A 19,291-nucleotide genomic window follows, 5' to 3' on the forward strand; every position below is an offset into this window, starting at 1 on the left:
TCAAAACTAGTAAACTTGCTTTAAATCATACCGTTAAAAAAGCTTCTAAATCAAAGTCAGCTCATCATTACCAAATAATTTGCTCCAATAAAGAGGATTTGAATGGCAAGCGCCAAGCCAAACAAGCGCCAGCCCTTATCTTTGGTATACATTGTTCTTATGTGATACTTATTTTTCATCATTTTGATCTCCGATTTTTATCGTTGTTACAGAGAAAGCAAAAATTGATCCAATCTTGAACAAACTATAAAGTGTTAAATAGCTGAATGTCTATAGGCTTATAATTTTTCTAAAAAGTTAAAAAGAGCGGCCCTCATTTATAGGTAGCTCTTATTTTTAGCAAAATTATAAAATTCAGTGTACTAGCGGTATCTTTATAATTTTAAGCATTGATTTTCTTTAAATATCTGTTCTCATATATTGTCATACCAAAAGCCAAACCACATAAAATGACGAAGCCAGCAGTCATTGGAATTAATGTACCGTTATATAATTGTCCAATAATAGATGCAAGAATAAGTGACAAAACAGAAGATGCTGCACCAATAATGGCCGATGCCATACCAGCAACATGCCCCATTGGTTCCATCGCAATCGCGTTTAAATTACCAAATAACGTTCCAAATAATAAGAACAGAATGCAGGCATAAAGCATAAACATCCAGAATGAAACAGCCACGCCTAAAAGCTGAATTCCCAAGAAAATTAAAGAAATTAAGCACAAACCTAAAAAGCCATAAATACAGATTGGGCGCATACCAAACTTCATAACAATTTTAGAGTTTGTAAATGAGGCGATTCCCATCACACCAGCAAGCACGGCAAAATAAGCACTAAATTCTTGTCCTGTTTTACCAAACTGTTGCATAAAAATTTGTTGAGAAGTTCCCAAATAACCAATGAATCCACCAAAGCAAAAGCCTGCACATAGCAAATAACTCATAGTGGTTTTATTACTTACCACTTCTTTAAATCCCTCTTGAAAAGCTTGCAAGCGCATAGGTAAACGATTTTCAGGAAGTAGCGTCTCTTCCAAACGTAAAGCAACCCATGCCCCGACAACTGTGGCATAGACCATATATAAAACAAAGATCTCACGCCAGCCAAAGAAATGAATAATGAGCTGCCCCAAACTTGGTGCAATTGCTGGAGCAACCATAAACACCATCATAATTAAGGACATAATACGTGCCATTTGTGCACCACTGTATTTATCGCGCACAATTGAAATAGAAGCTACGTAAGGACCAGATACTCCAATCCCTTGAATGAAGCGGCCAACTAAAAACCACTCAAAACTTTGAGTGGTAAAGCACAATAAACTTCCCAAAAAATAAATAATAATTCCTGCAAATAAAATACGTTTACGACCAATCGCATCGGATAGAGGCCCTGCAATGAGTTGTCCTATCGTCATGCCAGAAAAAATACCAATGATGACCCATTGCGTCTGATTATTATTCTTTAAGTCAAAAACTCGTCCAATCTCACCTAAAGCTGGTAAAACCGCATCTATTGAAAAAGAAACAATAGACATGAGTAATGCCATCAGCAGTGCAAACTCACGGAAATGGATTTTTGATTTCATTTTTCTTCTCTACTATTTATTCTATTTAAATTGTACTACATACAAATAAGCCACCTAACGGTGGCTTATTTCAGTGTTTATATTAACCGATAAACTTACGTGCGTTACGGAACATACGTAACCATGCACCATCTTCAGTCCACTCTTCTGGTTTCCACGAGTGCTGAATTGCACGGAAAGTACGCTCTGGGTGCGGCATCATAATCGTTGCACGACCATCTTTAGACGTTACACCAGTAATCGCTTCCGGCGAACCGTTCGGGTTCAATGGATAATGTTGAGTCGGGTTACCGTGACTATCAACATAACGCAATGCAACTTGATTCGCTGCATTTAAGCTGGCAATATCAGCTTCACTTGCAACCGCACGACCTTCACCGTGTGCTACAGCAATCGGTAAAATCGAACCTTCCATTCCATTAAGCAATACAGAAACAGATTTTTCAACACGAACGTTTACACTACGAGCTTCAAAAACTTCTGACATATTGCGATGGAAACGTGGCCAGTGTTCAGCACCTGGAATAAGTGGCGCTAATTGTGACAACATTTGGCAACCATTACAGATACCTAAGCTGAATGTATCTTCACGGTGGAAGAACTGTTCAAACTGATCACGTAATTTCGCATTGAACAATACTGATTTTGCCCAGCCACCGCCAGCACCCATGACGTCACCGTAAGAGAAACCACCACAAGTCACTAGACCTTCAAAATCACTTAGGCTAACGCGACCAGCAAGTAAATCACTCATGTGCACGTCAACAGTATTGAAACCAACCTTATCAAAGGCTGCTGCCATTTCAATATGACCATTTACACCTTGCTCACGCAAGATCGCCATATTAGGACGGCGTGTGTTAATGAACGGCGCTTCGATAGGTTCATTCAAATCAAATGTTGGTTTAGCAATTAAACCTTGATGTGATTTATCCGCGATTAAAGCAAACTCTTGGTCAGCAGTTTCTACGTTATCACGTAGACGTTGGATCTGATGAGATACCTCAGACCAAGCTTGTTGTAATTCAGCACGGTCTAAAGTCAAACCGTTTACAGATAATTGATCGGTGTTGTTTACACGACCCACTACAGCAATTGCATCTTTTAAGCTAGAAGCAGCTACTTCTGCTTGTAAAGCTTCCCAATCAGCTGCTTTGATTTGAACTACTGCACCAATTTCTTCTGCAAATAAACCAGCAGTAGTCTGATCTTCTAATGCTACACCTAAACGCGAAGCGAACATCATTTCAGCTACAGTTGCGAGTAAACCACCATCACCGATGTCATGGTAAGCCTGAATCAAGCCACGGTTATTCCAGTCTTGAATTAAAGCAAAGAACGCTTTGAAATCATCAAAACTATCAACATCTGGAGTGACTGAACCAATTGCTTTATATACTTGCGCAAGAATCGAACCACCTAAACGGAATTTTCCTTTAGATAAATCAATACGGACAAGTACTGAGTCTTCTAAATTCTTAAGCTCAGGTGTTAAAGTCTTACGAACATCAGCTACTGGAGCAAATGCAGTAATTACACCAGTCATTGGAGATGTTACAGCTTTATCTTCACCGTTATCATTCCAAGTCGTACGCATTGAAAGTGAGTCTTTACCTACAGGAATCGCAATTCCTAAAGCTGGACACATTTCCATACCAATCGCTTTTACACCTTCGAACAACGCTTGGTCTTCACCTTTTTGACCAGCAGCAGCCATCCAGTTTGCAGAAAGTTTGATATCGCTAATTTGTTCAATGTTTGCACATGCAATATTGGTAATTGCTTCAGCAACTGCCAAACGAGCAGACGCTGCTGGATTTAACAATGCAACTGGTGGACGTTCACCCATCGCCATTGCTTCACCAGTGAAGCCTTGTAAGCTTGTCGTCGTTACTGCTGCATCCGCAACAGGAATCTGCCAACGACCAACCATTTGATCACGTGCAACCATACCTGTAATTGAGCGGTCACCAATGGTGATCAAGAATGATTTAGAAGCAACTGTAGGATTTTTCAATACACGGAAAATCGCATCTTTCAAATCAACTTTTGAAGCGTCAAACTCGTTACCTTTACGCTCAATTGTTTCATAAGAACGTTGCATACGCGGTGTACCACCAAGCATTACTTGCATTGGGATATCAACTGCATTGTTCTGGAACAATGGATCTTCAACAGTTAAATGACGAGCTTCAGTTGCTTCACCTAACACGGCAAATGGACAACGTTCACGAGCACAGATTGATTCGAACTGTTCTAAAGACTCTGGACGAATTGCAAGAACATAACGCTCTTGTGCTTCGTTTGACCAGATTTCCATTGGGCTCATGCCCGGTTCTAATGAAGGAATCTTACGAAGGTTAAGAACTGCACCTAACTCATGGTCATTCACAAGTTCAGGCATAGCATTTGATAGACCACCCGCACCAACGTCGTGTACAGAAACGATTGGGTTGAAGTCTTCTAAGCGCCAGCATGTATCGATCACTTCTTGACAACGACGCTCCATTTCTGGGTTTTCACGTTGTACAGAAGCGAAATCAAGGCTTTCACCCATTGTACCGCTATCTACAGAAGATGCTGCACCACCGCCAAGACCGATTAACATTGCAGGGCCACCCAATACAATGAGTAAATCACCTGGTTGAATCGCATCTTTTTCTACATGGTCAGGACGAATGTTACCGTAACCACCAGCGATCATGATTGGCTTATGGAAGCCCTTCACTTCACCATTTACATTTTGTTCGAAAGTACGGAAATAACCATTTAATGCAGGACGACCGAATTCGTTGTTAAATGCCGCGCCACCTAATGGACCTTCAATCATGATTTGTAATGGCGATGCCATACGTGAAGGTTTACCGTAGTTTTCTTCCCAAGGTTGTTCAAAACCAGGAATATTTAAGTTAGAAACTGTAAAGCCTGTTAAACCAGCTTTTGGTTTACCACCACGACCAGTTGCACCTTCATCACGGATTTCACCGCCTGAACCAGTTGCAGCACCAGCAAATGGAGAAATTGCTGTTGGATGGTTGTGAGTTTCCACCTTCATTAAAATATGAGCAGCTTGGCTCTTATATTTATAAACAAAGTGACCGTTTTCATCAGCTTTTGGATAAAAACGCATCGTGTCATAACCAACGATTACAGACGCGTTATCTTTATATGCCGATAAAACGTCAGTTGGAGATTCTTTATAAGTATTTTTAATCATTTGGAACAATGATAATGGTTGTTTTTCACCATCAATTGTCCATTCAGAACCAAAGATTTTATGACGACAATGCTCAGAGTTTGCTTGTGCAAACATCATCAATTCGATGTCATTTGGATTACGACCAAGCTTACCGAATGCTTCAGTTAAGTAATCAATTTCTTGTTCAGACAACGCAAAACCGAACTCATTGTTTGCTTTAACCAAAGCTTCTTTGCCTTGACCTAAGATATCAATTGAATTTAATGGTTTTGGTGCTGTTTCTGAAAATAATGCTTTTGCATCATCAATTTGAGCAAAAACTGTTTCTGTCATACGGTCATGAAGTATTTGTTTAACTTCATTAGTAATCTCAGAAACACCTTTTAACGTAAACAAAAGACCGCGTTCTAAGCGGTGAACTGGTGTATTACAGTTTTTGAAAATATCAGTTGCTTTAGAAGACCAAGGTGAAATAGTACCCACACGTGGTGTTACTAAAATCTGAATCTCATCACTTGCAGGTTGACGAAGTTCAAAAGACTCACCGTCATTTAATAATTGCAAAGCAGATTGATGTTGCTGCTCGTTGAGCGCTTGATCAAACAAATAGACCCATTGGCTGTCAAAAGATTGAACAGAACTAATTGACGATAAACGTGTTAATAGTTGAGCTTTCTTAAAAGAAGAATGTGCTGCTGCACCGGCCACGATAAACATGTTGATTTTGGCTCCACGGGCAGGTCTTGTGAACCTTACCGCAATGTGACTTTAGAGAGAGCGCATATTCTACTGCGTCTTGCTAAAATCAGCTAGATGTAGAATCAGTATTCTGTAACCTAATTCTGCAAGAAATGATTTCTTTTTTGTTCAAAATCATTTTTTTAGTCATTCTCGTTAAAAATAAATTGTTTCATGTTTATTCAATAACATAATAAAACCTGAACTAAGACAAACTATGTCGCACCAAGCTAGTGCTTTTAGCTTTTTTTTGGCATGATCAAGCTTTATAGTTTTGAATAATGATAAATGGAACAAATGCGTTGGTTAGAGCTGCTTTCTGCAGTTCGTTTAGGTAGCAAAAAAAGTAGTACAGAACTGGCTCGTAGCCCATTCCATAAAGATTATGACCGCATTATATTTTCACAAAGTTTTCGTCAGTTAAACCGTAAGACCCAAGTTCATCCTTTGGCACAGCATGATGGCATTCATACCCGCTTAACACACTCCCTTGAAGTTTCCTGCATTGGCCGCTCAATGGGTATGCTTGCCGCAGAAAAAATTAAAAACGAATTACCTGTCTGGATTTCCCCTGCCGATGTCGGTGCAATTATTCAAGCAGCCTGCCTAGCCCACGACATAGGTAACCCGCCTTTCGGCCATGCAGGCGAATATGCGATTCGTGAATGGTTCGATGATGCCTCACATGATGATTTTTTAAAAAAACTAAGCCCAGAAGAAGAAGCCGATGTTCGCCAATTTGAAGGCAACGCTCAAGGCTTACGTTTATTAAGCCGCATTGATTATCACCCAGATGATGGAGGTATGCGTTTAACATATGCGACCTTAGGCGCTTATTTAAAGTATCCATGGCTTTCAAAAACAATTGCTTCACAAGGTGACCGCCCTTCACATCAAAGAGCAAAGTTTGGTTGTTATCAATCTGAAAAAGAAATTTTAAAACAGATCGCTGAACAGCTTGGGCTGATTCAACTCGGTGAATATCACTACTGCCGTCATCCACTCACCTATTTGTTAGAAGCCGCTGATGACATTTGTTATGCCCTCATTGATTTAGAAGATGGCATTGTCTTAAATATGCTGAGTTACCAAGAAGTTGAACCCATTTTCTTAAATCTTATTGCTGACTATGGCCAACCTGAAGAGTTATCTCATCCAAACAGTACATGGCAACAAAAGATCTCAGCATTACGTGGACGAGTCATGAAACGTCTTGTTGATGAAGTAACCACAGCATTTGCCAGAAATCATTATGAAATCATTACAGGTCAGCTTAAAGGCAACCTTTTGCAATATTGTTCACCCGATATTGCAAAAGGTATCGAAACTGCCAAGAATCTGGCACGTGACAAAATTTTTGAGCACCCACAAAAATCTGGTTTAGAAATTATTGCACATCAGAGTTTACAAACGATTTTGGATGCATTTGTACCACTCACAACGCCGCATAAATCTTTAAGCTTTAAAGAACAACGTTTAATGTCTATCCTTAACCTGTATGGTGCTAACTTTAGCAATAATCACTACAGCAATATCATGCAAGTACTCGATATTATTAGTAAGTTCTCAGATCATCAGGCTTATAGCTTGGCGCAAGAGTTGCAAGGTAATAAAATTGGCTTGTTTTAAGCTGGCTTGATATAGAAAGAAATAAAACCAGTGTCGTTTTCAATTCATTTTAGAACGACCAGATTTACAGTTATGAATAAGTGAAATTACGCTATGATCGGATGTTTAATTGGCGAAGTGTTTGCCCTAGAAGCCCCTACTGTCTTACTGAATGTAAATGGTGTGGGTTATGAAATTGATACGCCACTTTCAACATTTTGCCAATTACAAAAAGGCCAGAAAGTTACGCTATGGACGCATTTAGTTGTCCGTGAAGATGCACAACAGCTCTATGGTTTTAGTGATGCCCAAGAGAAAACAATTTTCCGCACCTTATTAAAAGTAAATGGTGTCGGTCCAAAAATGGCATTAGGCATTTTATCTACGCTAAGCGTTGAACTATTGGTTCACACTATTGAACATGATGATGTGAATACTTTGGTCAAAGTTCCAGGTGTAGGCAAAAAAACGGCTGAACGTTTAATGATCGAACTTCGTGACCGTTTCAAAACATTAGCTCAAGGCACTTCAACTGCGGCGACCATGCCTCAAATTCAATTTGCTGCAAACTCTCCTGTCGCAGAAGCAGAAGCTGCATTGCAATCTTTAGGTTATAAGCCACTTGAAGCACAAAAAGCTGTTGCAGCGGTTAAAGCCGATTACACAGAATCAGCCGATATTATTCGTGCTGCTCTTAAATCCATGATGAAGTAAAACACTTATGCAAGACCGTCTAATCAGTGGAACAGAAAAACCTGAAGATCATTTTGATCGGGCTATTCGACCAACTTCTCTTGCCGACTATATTGGGCAACCAGTCGTACGCGAGCAAATGGAAATTTTCATTGGCGCTGCTCGTGGTCGTGGTGAAGCTCTCGACCACACACTGATTTTTGGTCCGCCCGGCTTAGGTAAAACCACACTAGCTAATATTATTGCACGTGAAATGGGTGGCAACCTCAAATCGACTTCAGGGCCTGTCTTGGAACGTGCAGGCGATTTAGCGGCAATGCTGACTAATCTTGAAGAAGGCGATGTTTTATTTATTGATGAGATTCATCGTCTTTCACCCGTGATTGAAGAAATTCTGTATCCAGCGATGGAAGATTACCAACTCGATATCATGATTGGTGAAGGCCCTGCTGCTCGTTCAATTAAACTCGATTTACCCCCTTTTACACTCGTCGCTGCCACCACACGTGCGGGCTTACTGACCTCACCACTACGTGACCGCTTCGGTATTGTGCAACGTCTTGAGTTTTACTCTGTAGAAGACTTAACTCACATTGTGTCACGCTCTGCAAACCTAATGGATGTACCCATTACAGTTGAAGGTGCAGAAGAAGTAGCACGCCGATCACGCGGAACACCTCGTATCGCCAACCGTTTATTAAGACGCGTTCGTGACTATGCACAAGTGAAAGGCACAGGTGAAGTGACCCATGAAATGGCACAACGCGCGCTTGATATGCTCAATGTTGATAAAGCTGGCCTAGATACCCTAGACCGACGTTACTTGAGCATGCTACTCGAGCGTTTTGATGGCGGTCCTGCTGGAGTTGAAGCGCTTGCAGCAGCGATGGCTGAAGACAGCGGTACACTTGAAGACGTGATTGAACCTTATTTAATTCAACAAGGTTATGTCATGCGTACTGCACGAGGTCGGATTGCAACCAACCAATCTTATTTACAGTTTGGAATGACACCGCCTGAGCCTAAAAACTAATCAAAGGAAGAGAATTTTCTCTTCCTTTTTTAATTTAATCTCTCTATCCAATTAAAATAATAATTGTCTTATCAATAAATTAGCCACTCTATACCTTTTAAGTCTTTCTTTATACCTTATTGATTTTTTAATATTTCTAAAAACTACATTATAAGAAATCTAGATAGCAAATCTTATGAACAATAATATTTTTAGGATAAGGACATGTACAAAAAAGCCGCTTTAATTTTTCCACTTACCTTAATAAGTCAATTGAGCCTAGCTGATTGGGTAAAAGATGCTACACAACAAAATGAAAATCAGGTTATTCAATTAAGACAACATATTCATGAACACCCTGAACTAGGCAATATGGAATTTAAAACATCTGCATTGGTTCAAAAAGAATTAAAGTCTTATGGCATTCAAGTCAGAACAGGTTATGCAAAAACAGGGGTAATCGGCATTTTAAAAGGGAGTAACCCTGGCCCTATTATTGCGCTTAGAGCCGATATGGATGCACTACCTATGGAAGAAAAAAGTGGTGTGCCATTTGCTAGTAAACAAAAAGCAATTTATCAAGGTAAAGAAACTTATGTGATGCATGCTTGTGGACATGATGCACACACCGCAATGCTATTAGGGGCAGCAAAAATTCTAGCAGCCAATAAGGATAAAATATCGGGCACAGTTGTCTTTGTTTTTCAACCTGCTGAAGAAGGTGGAGCAGATATAGATAACTTCACACAGGGAGATCAAATCGGCTCACGGAAAATGATCGCAGATGGTGCCTTTAAAGATTATAAACCCGAGGCTATTTTTGGAATGCATGTCATAGCTGGCATGAAAAGTGGACATCTTTATTACAAGGATGGCGCTATTTTAAATAGTGCAGACCACTTACGGATTCAGGTCAACGGCAAGCAGGTGCATGGTTCAACACCGTGGCTAGGCAGAGATCCGATTTATGCATCGGCACAAATGATTAATAATTTACAGAGCCTTATTAGCCGAAGAACCGATCTAACCAAAGGTATGGGTGTAGTCAGTATTGGCAATATTCAAGGCGGCACGGCAGGTAATGTGATTCCTGAACAGGTCAATATGATCGGGACTATTCGTTCTAATAACGAACAAATACGGGCGAATATCTTAAAAAGTTTACCCGCCATGATAGAGCATAATGCTCAAGCCAATGACGTGACCGCTAAAGTTGAAATTGCGCCTTATGCACCAGTAACTATGAATGACAAGGCGCTTACTCAATTTATTCAGCCAACATTAGCCAAAGTTGTTGAAGCTTCAAAACTACATGTTTTGGACCACAATGAGAGCGCAAGTGAAGATTTTGCTTATTATGGAAAATTAATGCCCTCATTCTTTGTTTTCTTAGGTGCAACACCAGAAAATCAAGACTTAAGCCAAGCTGCACCTAATCATAGTCCTTACTTTATTGTAGATAATAAAGCCTTAAAAATAGGAACTGAACTACATGTAAGGTTCGTATTAGATTACCCGAATATATCAAAACAAGTTCAAACTGCATGGAAACCTTCTTAACTTAAAAGTAAGCTGGTCATAGAGTTCACCGTTTTTAGACTAGAAGTACAGCAATCGCAATTGAAAGGTTGTGCCATAGGACTTAGTATGCAATCTGCTAAACTGCCCCGTATTTAAAGCATATGCGTGGCTTCAAATAAAATGAATATTTTATTGAGTAGCCATAATTGAAATGCAAAGCTCTATAGTGAACTAAAAACGGAATACTCTCATGGCGAATCATTTTGAATTCAACATTCGTGTTTATATTGAAGATACGGACGCAGGTGGTATTGTTTACCATGCCAACCATATTCGCTATATGGAACGTACCCGTACTGAATGGCTCCGCGCTGCTGGCGTTGATCATTACTGGCACCAAAAAGACTACAACTTTGTCGTATATAAAATTGACGTAAAATATATGCGTCCTATTTTAATGGATGATTTAATTACTGTTACAGCACGTGTAGTTTCATGTAAAGCTGCGTCATTTGTGTTGCAACAAAATATTTATCGTGGTGAAATCTTGCTTGCTTCTGGTGAGGTTGAGTTGGCATGTTTAAGTAAAGACTTAATGCCTCGTCGTCTTCCAGAAGAAATACGTGATCTTATTCGTAAAGAATTGGAACAAGACTAAAAAAACAACCGGCATATGTAACCTATGGCAACAAACATTGAATCAACCCTGCATATTTCTGACCTTATTTTACAAGCAAGTCCAGTCGTTCAGTTGGTCATGCTAATTTTATTGTTAGCATCGATCTTTAGTTGGTATCTGATTGCCAAGTTACATATGAGTTATAAAAAAGCACATCAAGACGATGAACATTTTCAAAAAATGTTCTGGTCTGGTGCTGAACTCAATACGCTTTATAACAATGCTCAGCTCAACTCAAAACGCTCAGGTCTTGAAGATATTTTTTATCAAGGGTTGAGCGAATTTTTTAAACTCAAAAAACGTCAGGCTCCTGTTTCTCAAACGATTGAAGGCACTGAACGTATTTTGCGTGTAGGTTTAAGTCGTGATCAGAGCCATTTAGAATATGGTTTAGGGACTTTAGCAAGTATCGGTTCTGTAGCGCCTTACATCGGTCTATTCGGTACCGTATGGGGTATTATGAATGCCTTTATCGGTTTGGCTGCCGTTGATCAAGTAACTCTGGCAACTGTTGCACCAGGTATTGCCGAAGCACTTATTGCAACTGCAATTGGTTTATTTGCAGCTATCCCTGCTGTATTAGCTTTTAACCACTTCACTGCTAAAAGTGAAAGCGTTTACTCTGATCGTGCTTTATTTGCTGAAGAGATGATTGCTTTATTGCAACGTCAATCTGTGGGTTCATCACAGGAAGATGCATAATGGCAATACAGCGTTCAGGGCGCTTTGAGCGCATAAAAAAACCATTAAAAAGTGATATGAACGTCGTACCTTATATTGACGTTATGCTCGTGCTTTTGGTTATTTTTATGGTAACTGCTCCTATGATTACCAGTGGTATCAAGGTAGATTTACCTCAAGCAAACAACCACCCAATCGAATCAAAAGATATGCCTGCCATGGTAACAATTGGCAAAGATGGCAATATTTATCTTCAATATGAAGATTACAAAGATAATGAACCATTATCTCGTGAAAAGCTCGAAGCAGTTTTAAGCGATGCTCAAAAACAAGCTGAACAAGAAAACAAACAACTTACAGTTTTAGTCAATGGTGATAAGTCTCGTCCTTATGGAGAAGTCGTATCATTGATGGCGAGTTTACAAGAAGCAGGTTTAACTCAAGTTGGCCTTCTGACAGAGCCTTTAAAATAAGCTATGAACAAAGATCAAAAGCCGCCCTTTAAACAAAATGCGATTGCATTGAGCTTTACACTCGGAGTTCATGCAATTGCCATTGTTGGCCTGCTTTTTTTAGGCTTGAGTAAACCACCTGAACAGCCAAAAAAGCTAACGACTATTTTAGTTAAGCCAGAAGATTTACCCCCTCCTTTAGCCAAAGAAATTGAACAAGAGACTACAGCTACGAATGAAGCAAAAGAGGTATTAGCCCCTATTGTGGATGAAACACTACCTCAAAATCTTCCAGTTGTACCTCCGCCTCCAACAGCTCAACAACTTGCTGCTCAAAAGCAAAAGGCCGAACAGGCTCAGCAAGCCAAGTTAGCTGAGCAAAAGCGTAAAGCTGAAGAAGCTGCGAAAGCGAAACAAGCAGCAGAACAGCAACGCATAGAGGAAACTCAAAAACAGCAGGCTGAAGCTAAACGCCAAGCTGAGGCTAAAGCAAAATCAGAAGCTGAACAAAAACGTAAGGCTGAACAAAGTGCAAAAGCTGATGCTGAAGCTAAAGCCAGCCAAAAAGCTGCTGAAGACGCTAAACGTAAAAAAGCTGAAGCAGATGCAAAATTAAAACGTGAAGCTCAAAAGGCTGAAAACGCTAAACTTCAAGCACAACAAGAAGCTAAGCGAAAAGCCGAAGCTGATGCTAAGGCTAAGCAACAAAAAGCTGCTGAAGACGCTAAACGTAAAGCTGAGGCTGATGCTAGAGCTAAGCAGCAAAAGTCTGCTGATGATGCTAAACGTAAAGCGGAAGCCGATGCGAAAGCTAAACAGCAAAAAGCTGATGATGCTAAACGTAAAGCTGAGGCCGATGCGAAAGCTAAGCAACAAAAAGCTGATGATGCTAAACGCAAAGCTGAAGCAGATGCAAAAGCTAAACAACAAAAAGCTACTGACGATGCTAAACGTAAAGCTGAGGCCGATGCGAAAGCCAAACAGCAAAAGGCTGCTGACGATGCTAAACGTAAAGCTGAAGCTGATGCTAAAGCCAAGCAAAAAGCTGCTGACGATGCTAAGCGTAAAGCTGAAGCAGAGGCCGAAGCCAAAGCTGCATCTGCTCAAAAAGCACAAGAAGAAGCAGCTCAAAAGAAAGCTGAAGCTAAAAAAGTTGCTTCTTCAGCTAGACGCGATTTTGAACAAAAAATTCGACGCTCTTGGGATGTTCCAACTGGCAGTAGCGGTAAAACTGTTGGTGTTCGTTTTACCCTCTCCGATTCGGGAAGCGTTAACTCTATTGTGATCACGCGTTCAAGTGGTGATGATGCCTTAGACGCAAGTATTAAAGCTGCAATTCAAGCCGCAGCGCCATATCCTATGCCATCAGATCCAGATGCAAGGCGTGAAGCAAGAAGTGTTAGCTCTACATTTAGAGCGCAATAATTTTGAAAGAGTTACATGCTTTAAATAGTTTAAGGCATGTAACTATGCTACAAAATCAACAGTCACAAAAATACCTGCTATGACTTTAAACTTATGAATACGAGCCGCAAACACCTGCTATCTTTAGCACTGATCACAGCCTTAAGCCCTATTGCTTCTACAACTGCTTTTGCCCAGTTATATCTGGAAATTGCTAAAGCTCCAGATCAGGCACCCAAAATTGCTATTGTCCCGTTTACCAATGACAATGGGCTCTATCCTATTGTTGAAACAGACTTAAACCGTTCTGGGCGCTTTACAAGCTCATCTAAAAACTTGCCTGCCAATGCTGCTATCAATCAGATTCAAGCTTCTGACTGGCAAACTGCTGGTATTCCATATGTAGTTACTGGACAAATTAAACAAACAGCGACAGGTTTTGAAGTTCACTACCAACTTTATGATGTACAAAAGCAACAATACATTTTAAATGAACTTTTAAATGTACCAGCTGCTCGCATACGTCAGGCTGGTCATATGGTAAGTGATGCTATTTATCAAGCACTTACTGGTATTCCAGGTGACTTTAGCGGCCGTATTGCATATGTGTTAAGAAATCCTGCAACACCAGCCGAGCGTTATACACTACAAATTGCAGATACGGATGGTGAACAACCAAAGACTGTTTTATCGTCTCGTGATCCAATTCTTTCTCCAGCATGGACACCAGATGCTAAAAAAATTGCTTATGTTTCTTTTGAAACTAAACGTCCAGCAATTTATTTACAGGATTTATCAACTGGAACACGTGAAGTTCTTACTAGTTTCAGAGGCTTAAACGGCGCACCAAGTTTCTCACCCGATGGCCAATCAATGCTGTTTACAGCATCTATGAATGGCAACCCTGAAATCTATCAAATGGATTTATCAACTCGCCAAGTCAAACGCATGACAAATGATTCGGCAATTGATACCGAAGCACGCTATACACCAGATGGCAAATCCTTTATTTTCACTTCTGACCGTGGTGGCTCTGCCCAAATTTATCGTTATACCTTTGCTGATGGTTCAGTAAAACGTCTAACGTTTAAAGGTTCATTTAATGCACGCGGAACTTTAAGTGCAGATGGCAAAAAGATTGCACTTGTTCATCGCCCAAGTGGCAGCAGTTATAAAGTTGCAATTCAAGACATTAATACTGGCATCACCAATATTCTTACCCCAACTAGTTTAGATGAATCACCAAGTTTCTCACCAAATGGGCAAATGGTGGTCTACGCAACTCGTGAAGGCAACCGTGGCTTGTTGTCTATTATGTCTACTGATGGACGTTTCCGTATGAATTTACCAAGCGAACAAGGTGAAGTACGTGAACCAGCCTGGGCACCAAAATAACTTTTAATTCCATTGACGGAGATGATCATGAAATCAATCAAATATTTAGCTCTACCCTTTCTTAGCGTAGCACTTGTGATGACAGGCTGTGCTAGCCGTAAACCGGCAGCGACGACCACGACAGGTACAAATCCAAGTACGGTAAACACTTCTGGTTTGAGTGAAGATGCCGCATTAAATGCTCAAAATTTGGCAGGTGCTTCATCTAAAGGTGTAACTGAAGCAAATAAAGCGGCTTTGGCTAAACGCGTTGTTCACTTTGATTATGACAGCAGCGATTTATCTACTGAAGACTACCAAACACTTCAAGCTCATGCTCAGTTCCTTATCGCAAATGCAAATTCAAAAGTTGCATTAACTGGTCATACAGATGAACGTGGTACACGTGAATACAACATGGCTTTAGGTGAGCGTCGTGCTAAAGCTGTACAAAGCTATTTAATTACCAATGGTGTAAACCCGCAGCAACTTGAAGCTGTAAGTTATGGTAAAGAAGCTCCTGTTAATGCAGGACATGATGAATCAGCGTGGAAAGAAAACCGCCGTGTTGAAATTAATTATGAAGCAGTCCCTCCTTTATTAAAATAAGAGATCTGCATAAAAAACGCTCATAAAAATATGAGCGTTTTTTGTTATTACTTAAGAAGACTTCTTTTCTTCTTCAGGGTGTTGCATGGACTCAATCAAATCATGCTTATTAAAATCTTTATATTCAGGTTTTGCCTCGTAGTCTTTCCAAGCTTCCTGAACATTTTCTTTCGAAATTTCATCTAGATTGATTGGTTCACCTGCCGTGGGGGTCGCATCAAACTTCTTTGTTGTCATTTCGATTCTCCTAAAAATATACAGTCCTTTGTGATGCAATCAACATACCATTTTAATTGGGGCTTGTAAGCATAAATCCAACACAAATAAAGTAAGATAATTTTTATTTTGTGACATTCTCATCTAGAATATGCCACGTATTTATCTGACTCATTTTGATGCTTGAAGCACAGGAGCGTTTTTTTATGTCCAACCTCACTTTGTCCCAATTTTTACAACAACAAAAAGGGAATCTAACACCTGAGTTGGCTCAAGTCATCGATACTATTGCCACGACCTGTAAAACAATCGACCAAGCATTACAAAAAGGTGCTCTGGCTGGTATTTTAGGTAGTGCTGGCAATGAAAATGTTCAGGGTGAAACACAGAAAAAACTTGATGTGATTTCAAATGACTACTTAATTGATGCTTTAAAAGTACACCCGCACGTAGGCGGTCTCGCTTCTGAAGAGCTTGATGAGTTCACACCTGCACAAGAAAATGGTAAATACCTCGTTTTATTTGATCCATTAGATGGCTCAAGCAATATCGATATCAATATGTGTGTAGGTACGATTTTCTCTATTTTGCCTGCAAAAAATGCAGTAACACAAGCAAACGATTTCATGCAAGCTGGCACACAGCAAGTTGCTGCTGGTTATGTACTTTATGGCCCATCAACTATGATGGCTTTAACTGTAGGAAATGGCGTAGCATTCTTTACTTTAGATCCAGAAACTCAAACCTTCTTGCTTACTAATGAGAATGTACAAGTTCCAGCAGACACTCAAGAATTCGCTATTAATGCATCTAACCAGCGTCATTGGGAACAACCAGTAAAACAATATATTGATGAATTACTCGCAGGCAAGACATCTGTTCGTGAAAAAGATTTCAATATGCGCTGGGTAGCATGTATGGTGGGTGATATTCACCGTATTTTATGTCGTAGTGGTATTTTCCTTTACCCATACGACTTAAAAGATCCTAAAAAAGCAGGTCGTTTACGTTTAATGTATGAAGCGAACCCAATGAGTATGCTCATTGAACAAGCAGGTGGTGCATCAACTACTGGCCGTGTACGCATTCTAGAGATTGAACCTACAGAACTTCACCAACGTGTACCTGTAATCATTGGTTCTAAAAATGAAGTTGAACGCGTAACAAGCTACCACTAATAATTTTAATTACTTAGGGCATCATAGTATGATGGTGCCCTTTTGTTGGATATTTTCTTATGGCGGTTATTTTTTTAGAATCAAAAGACAATGCAAAAATTAAACATTTGCGTGGATTAATCGAACTCAGTAATGCCCGAAAAAAGCACCAACAAACCGTTCTTGAAGGCACACATCTTTGTTTGGCGTGGTTACAACAGCAAAAAAAGATTTTTACTTTATTTACGACAGAACAAGCATTAGAACACGAAGATTTAAAGAAAATAACAGAGCTACATCAAGGCCATATCTTTGTTATTAGTGAAGTTTTATATAGAGATTTGAGCACATTAGGTACAAGCTTACCTTGTTTAGCGATTATTGATTTACCTAAAACTGCATCAACCGTCGACTACAATGTAGACACCTTAATTCTAGAAAATATTCAAGATCCGGGTAACGTAGGTACACTTCTACGTTCAGCAGCAGCAGCAAATATTAAACAAATCATTTGCACACAAGGCTCTGCATCACTTTGGTCACCACGAGTTTTAAGAGCAGGTATGGGCGCTCATTTTAGCTTACATTGTTTTGAAAACTTCCAGCTGACAGATATCCTTCCGAAATTTCAAATTCCTGTTTTTGTTACTAGCTCTCATCGCTCAACCAGTCTTTACTCAAAAGACCTTTCTAAACCATGTGTATGGATTTTAGGAAATGAAGGTCAAGGTGCAAGCGATTACGCGTTAGATCACGCACAATCAGTGACTATTCCTCAACCGGGTGGACAAGAGTCATTAAACGTGGCAATTGCAGGATCAATTTGTTTTTTTGAGATGGTCCGCCAACGCCAATAAAACGTTAATTTATTTTACATCGCACATATTTGTGAAAAAAATCAATTACACTAGTAAAAAATAACCGATTGTTGTCAACCTCCCACCTCTTTTCAACGTTATATAAGAGATATATTGAAAATAAGGTGGGTATGTCCAATGACAGGATTTTCCATCTCCATGGATTTAGCACCGAAAAAGTCTCGATCGGAAACATCTAGTGTTCATGTCAGCACGGCTGAGCAACGCCTGAAAGTTTTCATGCAAGATGTCACTGGTCGTGCTTTGGTGATGATGGAGAGTGCTACCCAAGGTCAACAAGGTATTGCGATGGATTTGGTACAAGAAGCATTTATTGCTTTACACAAATCTTACGCCGATAAAAGTACTGAAGAATGGTATCCCCTGTTTTACACTATTTTGAATAACAAACTTCAGGATTGGCGCCGCAAAGAAGCTCGTAGGTCAAACCCATTTTCATTCTTCAAAAAAGTTAGTCTGGATAATGACGACGACGAAATTATCGATGTAGTTGATGAAAAAGCCATTAATCCTGCAGATTTTCTAGATCAAGCGGTAACGATAGAGGAAATTCGGGAAGCGATTGAAAAACTACCTGTTCGTCAACAGCAGGCATTTATGTTACGTGCGTGGGAAGGGTTTGACACCCATACAACGGCTCAGATCATGAACTGTACCGAAGGTAGTGTGAAAACCCATTATCACCGAGCAATTCAGGGACTTAGAGAATACTTGGCACATTTAAATCCCTTGGGAGGTTCTGATGAATCATGATGATTTCACTAAAAAGGTGACATCCAAACTTGATAGTTTGGCAGATCACCATAAAAACAAAACAGTGGTCATGAATCATGTGCTTGACCATATTCAACAAAAACCAGCCTCTTATTATAGTGTCTGGAAAATGACTGGTTTTGCCCTTGCTGCAGCAATTACAGGTTTTGTAATCCTGCCAAACTCAGTCGAAATTGTAGATAAGCCACAAAATCAAGTCATCGTAAATCCTAAATTATCTCCACAAATGGTAGAAGATTTAGAGATGTTAATGGTGTTGGGTGAGGATAAAGTACAACATGGCAGCTAAAAAATTAGCACTTATCCTGTGTTCATTAAGTTTCTTGCAGACAAGTTTTGCAGGTTTTGAACGCTTTTGGATTTTTTCTAAAGATGCCAATGCACAAGTCGATGACACATGGGATGCTCTTTCTGAAGAAGAGCAACGTGCAGTCATTAAACGTTACCAGAGTTTAAAAGAGTTACCAGCAAATCAGAGCAATAACTTACAGCAACGCATGGACTGGTTTACTCAACTTCCTGAAGCTGAAAAACAAAAAATGCGAGAAGCGTGGCAAAAGATGAGTACGCAAGAACGTAAAGACTTACGTGAGCGTATGCTTAAAGCGAATGGTGAAGAAAGAACAGCTATTCGTGAAGAGTATATGAACAAGTATTTAGAACATTAAATATACTCTATAAAATTCCTACACAGTGAATTTAATGTCT

At 39.8% G+C, this 19,291-nt stretch carries 19 protein-coding genes; 15 read left to right on the top strand and 4 right to left on the bottom strand.

Annotated features, from left to right (window positions below):
• Positions 1–56: 56 nt before the first annotated feature.
• From KTI79_RS04200 to purL, 3 genes are all read right to left on the bottom strand, one after another.
• Entirely contained in the window at positions 57–182 is a 126-nt protein-coding gene (locus tag KTI79_RS04200; RefSeq protein ID WP_002118600.1) for a KGW motif small protein, read from the bottom strand.
• 200 nt (positions 183–382) lie between these two features.
• Positions 383–1,588 (bottom strand): multidrug effflux MFS transporter, encoded by a 1,206-nt coding sequence (locus KTI79_RS04205; protein ID WP_032053021.1) that lies wholly within the window; start codon positions 1,586–1,588, stop codon positions 383–385.
• Between the two features lie 82 nt (positions 1,589–1,670).
• Entirely contained in the window at positions 1,671–5,504 is a 3,834-nt protein-coding gene (gene purL / locus KTI79_RS04210; RefSeq protein WP_032053019.1) for a phosphoribosylformylglycinamidine synthase, read from the bottom strand.
• A gap of 309 nt (positions 5,505–5,813) precedes the next feature.
• Here purL and KTI79_RS04215 point away from each other — a divergent pair, with 309 nt between their 5' ends.
• The 10 genes from KTI79_RS04215 to pal all read left to right on the top strand — a co-directional run bounded on the left by KTI79_RS04215 (position 5,814) and on the right by pal (position 15,558).
• Positions 5,814–7,154, top strand: a complete 1,341-nt coding sequence (locus tag KTI79_RS04215; RefSeq protein ID WP_086376151.1) for a deoxyguanosinetriphosphate triphosphohydrolase — start codon at positions 5,814–5,816, stop codon at positions 7,152–7,154.
• Positions 7,155–7,247: 93 nt separating this feature from the next.
• Complete coding sequence (ruvA, locus tag KTI79_RS04220) at positions 7,248–7,847, top strand: Holliday junction branch migration protein RuvA (RefSeq protein WP_032053016.1); 600 nt, start codon at positions 7,248–7,250, stop codon at positions 7,845–7,847.
• A 7-nt stretch (positions 7,848–7,854) separates the two neighbouring features.
• Positions 7,855–8,859: a Holliday junction branch migration DNA helicase RuvB gene (gene ruvB / locus KTI79_RS04225; RefSeq protein WP_002052424.1), complete on the top strand. Its 1,005-nt coding sequence runs from the start codon at positions 7,855–7,857 to the stop codon at positions 8,857–8,859.
• Positions 8,860–9,063: 204 nt separating this feature from the next.
• On the top strand, positions 9,064–10,398 hold the full coding sequence (locus KTI79_RS04230) for a M20 family metallopeptidase (RefSeq protein WP_032053014.1): 1,335 nt from the start codon (positions 9,064–9,066) through the stop codon (positions 10,396–10,398).
• Positions 10,399–10,609: 211 nt separating this feature from the next.
• The gene (gene ybgC, locus KTI79_RS04235; RefSeq protein ID WP_001273591.1) at positions 10,610–11,017 is read left to right on the top strand and encodes a tol-pal system-associated acyl-CoA thioesterase; all 408 of its coding nucleotides are present in this window, start codon (positions 10,610–10,612) and stop codon (positions 11,015–11,017) included.
• A gap of 24 nt (positions 11,018–11,041) precedes the next feature.
• Positions 11,042–11,740 carry a protein TolQ gene (tolQ, locus tag KTI79_RS04240; RefSeq protein ID WP_016140259.1) on the top strand — a complete coding sequence of 233 codons (699 nt, stop codon included), beginning with the start codon at positions 11,042–11,044 and terminating at the stop codon, positions 11,738–11,740.
• On the top strand, positions 11,740–12,192 hold the full coding sequence (gene tolR / locus KTI79_RS04245; protein ID WP_016146149.1) for a protein TolR: 453 nt from the start codon (positions 11,740–11,742) through the stop codon (positions 12,190–12,192). The genes tolQ and tolR overlap by 1 nt, the downstream gene beginning before the upstream one ends.
• A gap of 3 nt (positions 12,193–12,195) precedes the next feature.
• Positions 12,196–13,596 (top strand): cell envelope integrity protein TolA, encoded by a 1,401-nt coding sequence (tolA, locus tag KTI79_RS04250; protein WP_032053008.1) that lies wholly within the window; start codon positions 12,196–12,198, stop codon positions 13,594–13,596.
• A gap of 93 nt (positions 13,597–13,689) precedes the next feature.
• Positions 13,690–14,970: a Tol-Pal system beta propeller repeat protein TolB gene (tolB, locus tag KTI79_RS04255; protein ID WP_005067768.1), complete on the top strand. Its 1,281-nt coding sequence runs from the start codon at positions 13,690–13,692 to the stop codon at positions 14,968–14,970.
• Between the two features lie 27 nt (positions 14,971–14,997).
• Positions 14,998–15,558 carry a peptidoglycan-associated lipoprotein Pal gene (gene pal, locus KTI79_RS04260; protein WP_002118513.1) on the top strand — a complete coding sequence of 187 codons (561 nt, stop codon included), beginning with the start codon at positions 14,998–15,000 and terminating at the stop codon, positions 15,556–15,558.
• A gap of 51 nt (positions 15,559–15,609) precedes the next feature.
• Here the strand turns inward: pal and KTI79_RS04265 are convergent, their stop codons facing one another.
• Entirely contained in the window at positions 15,610–15,795 is a 186-nt protein-coding gene (locus tag KTI79_RS04265; protein WP_002118730.1) for an NF038105 family protein, read from the bottom strand.
• 185 nt (positions 15,796–15,980) lie between these two features.
• Between KTI79_RS04265 and KTI79_RS04270 the strand changes: the two genes are divergently transcribed.
• The 5 genes from KTI79_RS04270 (at position 15,981) to KTI79_RS04290 (ending at position 19,251) form a co-directional block, all read left to right on the top strand.
• Positions 15,981–16,952: a class 1 fructose-bisphosphatase gene (locus KTI79_RS04270; RefSeq protein WP_002118934.1), complete on the top strand. Its 972-nt coding sequence runs from the start codon at positions 15,981–15,983 to the stop codon at positions 16,950–16,952.
• A gap of 59 nt (positions 16,953–17,011) precedes the next feature.
• A complete protein-coding gene (locus KTI79_RS04275) occupies positions 17,012–17,788 on the top strand; it encodes a TrmH family RNA methyltransferase (protein WP_032053006.1) in 777 nt (258 codons plus the stop codon).
• Between the two features lie 159 nt (positions 17,789–17,947).
• Positions 17,948–18,562 carry an RNA polymerase sigma factor gene (locus KTI79_RS04280; protein WP_032053004.1) on the top strand — a complete coding sequence of 205 codons (615 nt, stop codon included), beginning with the start codon at positions 17,948–17,950 and terminating at the stop codon, positions 18,560–18,562.
• Positions 18,552–18,872, top strand: a complete 321-nt coding sequence (locus tag KTI79_RS04285; RefSeq protein ID WP_002118556.1) for a hypothetical protein — start codon at positions 18,552–18,554, stop codon at positions 18,870–18,872. Before KTI79_RS04280 ends, KTI79_RS04285 begins: the two co-directional genes overlap by 11 nt.
• On the top strand, positions 18,862–19,251 hold the full coding sequence (locus KTI79_RS04290) for a DUF3106 domain-containing protein (RefSeq protein WP_016140251.1): 390 nt from the start codon (positions 18,862–18,864) through the stop codon (positions 19,249–19,251). The genes KTI79_RS04285 and KTI79_RS04290 overlap by 11 nt, the downstream gene beginning before the upstream one ends.
• Positions 19,252–19,291: the final 40 nt, after the last annotated feature.

The sequence above is a fragment of the Acinetobacter sp. WU_MDCI_Abxd143 genome, from assembly GCF_025514195.1.
GTDB classification, from domain to species: domain Bacteria; phylum Pseudomonadota; class Gammaproteobacteria; order Pseudomonadales; family Moraxellaceae; genus Acinetobacter; species Acinetobacter pittii_H.

Excerpts from the sequence above, each read along its gene's own strand:
- KTI79_RS04280 (WP_032053004.1), top strand. The coding sequence starts at position 17,948 with ATGGATTTAGCACCGAAAAAGTCTCGATCGGAAACATCTAGTGTTCAT.
- KTI79_RS04200 (WP_002118600.1), bottom strand. The coding sequence starts at position 182 with ATGATGAAAAATAAGTATCACATAAGAACAATGTATACCAAAGATAAG.
- KTI79_RS04275 (WP_032053006.1), top strand. The coding sequence starts at position 17,012 with ATGGCGGTTATTTTTTTAGAATCAAAAGACAATGCAAAAATTAAACAT.
- tolA (WP_032053008.1), top strand. The coding sequence starts at position 12,196 with ATGAACAAAGATCAAAAGCCGCCCTTTAAACAAAATGCGATTGCATTG.
- tolB (WP_005067768.1), top strand. The coding sequence starts at position 13,690 with ATGAATACGAGCCGCAAACACCTGCTATCTTTAGCACTGATCACAGCC.
- tolR (WP_016146149.1), top strand. The coding sequence starts at position 11,740 with ATGGCAATACAGCGTTCAGGGCGCTTTGAGCGCATAAAAAAACCATTA.
- ybgC (WP_001273591.1), top strand. The coding sequence starts at position 10,610 with ATGGCGAATCATTTTGAATTCAACATTCGTGTTTATATTGAAGATACG.
- KTI79_RS04230 (WP_032053014.1), top strand. The coding sequence starts at position 9,064 with ATGTACAAAAAAGCCGCTTTAATTTTTCCACTTACCTTAATAAGTCAA.
- KTI79_RS04265 (WP_002118730.1), bottom strand. The coding sequence starts at position 15,795 with ATGACAACAAAGAAGTTTGATGCGACCCCCACGGCAGGTGAACCAATC.
- pal (WP_002118513.1), top strand. The coding sequence starts at position 14,998 with ATGAAATCAATCAAATATTTAGCTCTACCCTTTCTTAGCGTAGCACTT.
- tolQ (WP_016140259.1), top strand. The coding sequence starts at position 11,042 with ATGGCAACAAACATTGAATCAACCCTGCATATTTCTGACCTTATTTTA.
- KTI79_RS04215 (WP_086376151.1), top strand. The coding sequence starts at position 5,814 with ATGGAACAAATGCGTTGGTTAGAGCTGCTTTCTGCAGTTCGTTTAGGT.
- ruvA (WP_032053016.1), top strand. The coding sequence starts at position 7,248 with ATGATCGGATGTTTAATTGGCGAAGTGTTTGCCCTAGAAGCCCCTACT.
- KTI79_RS04205 (WP_032053021.1), bottom strand. The coding sequence starts at position 1,588 with ATGAAATCAAAAATCCATTTCCGTGAGTTTGCACTGCTGATGGCATTA.
- purL (WP_032053019.1), bottom strand. The coding sequence starts at position 5,504 with ATGTTTATCGTGGCCGGTGCAGCAGCACATTCTTCTTTTAAGAAAGCT.
- ruvB (WP_002052424.1), top strand. The coding sequence starts at position 7,855 with ATGCAAGACCGTCTAATCAGTGGAACAGAAAAACCTGAAGATCATTTT.
- KTI79_RS04270 (WP_002118934.1), top strand. The coding sequence starts at position 15,981 with ATGTCCAACCTCACTTTGTCCCAATTTTTACAACAACAAAAAGGGAAT.
- KTI79_RS04290 (WP_016140251.1), top strand. The coding sequence starts at position 18,862 with ATGGCAGCTAAAAAATTAGCACTTATCCTGTGTTCATTAAGTTTCTTG.
- KTI79_RS04285 (WP_002118556.1), top strand. The coding sequence starts at position 18,552 with ATGAATCATGATGATTTCACTAAAAAGGTGACATCCAAACTTGATAGT.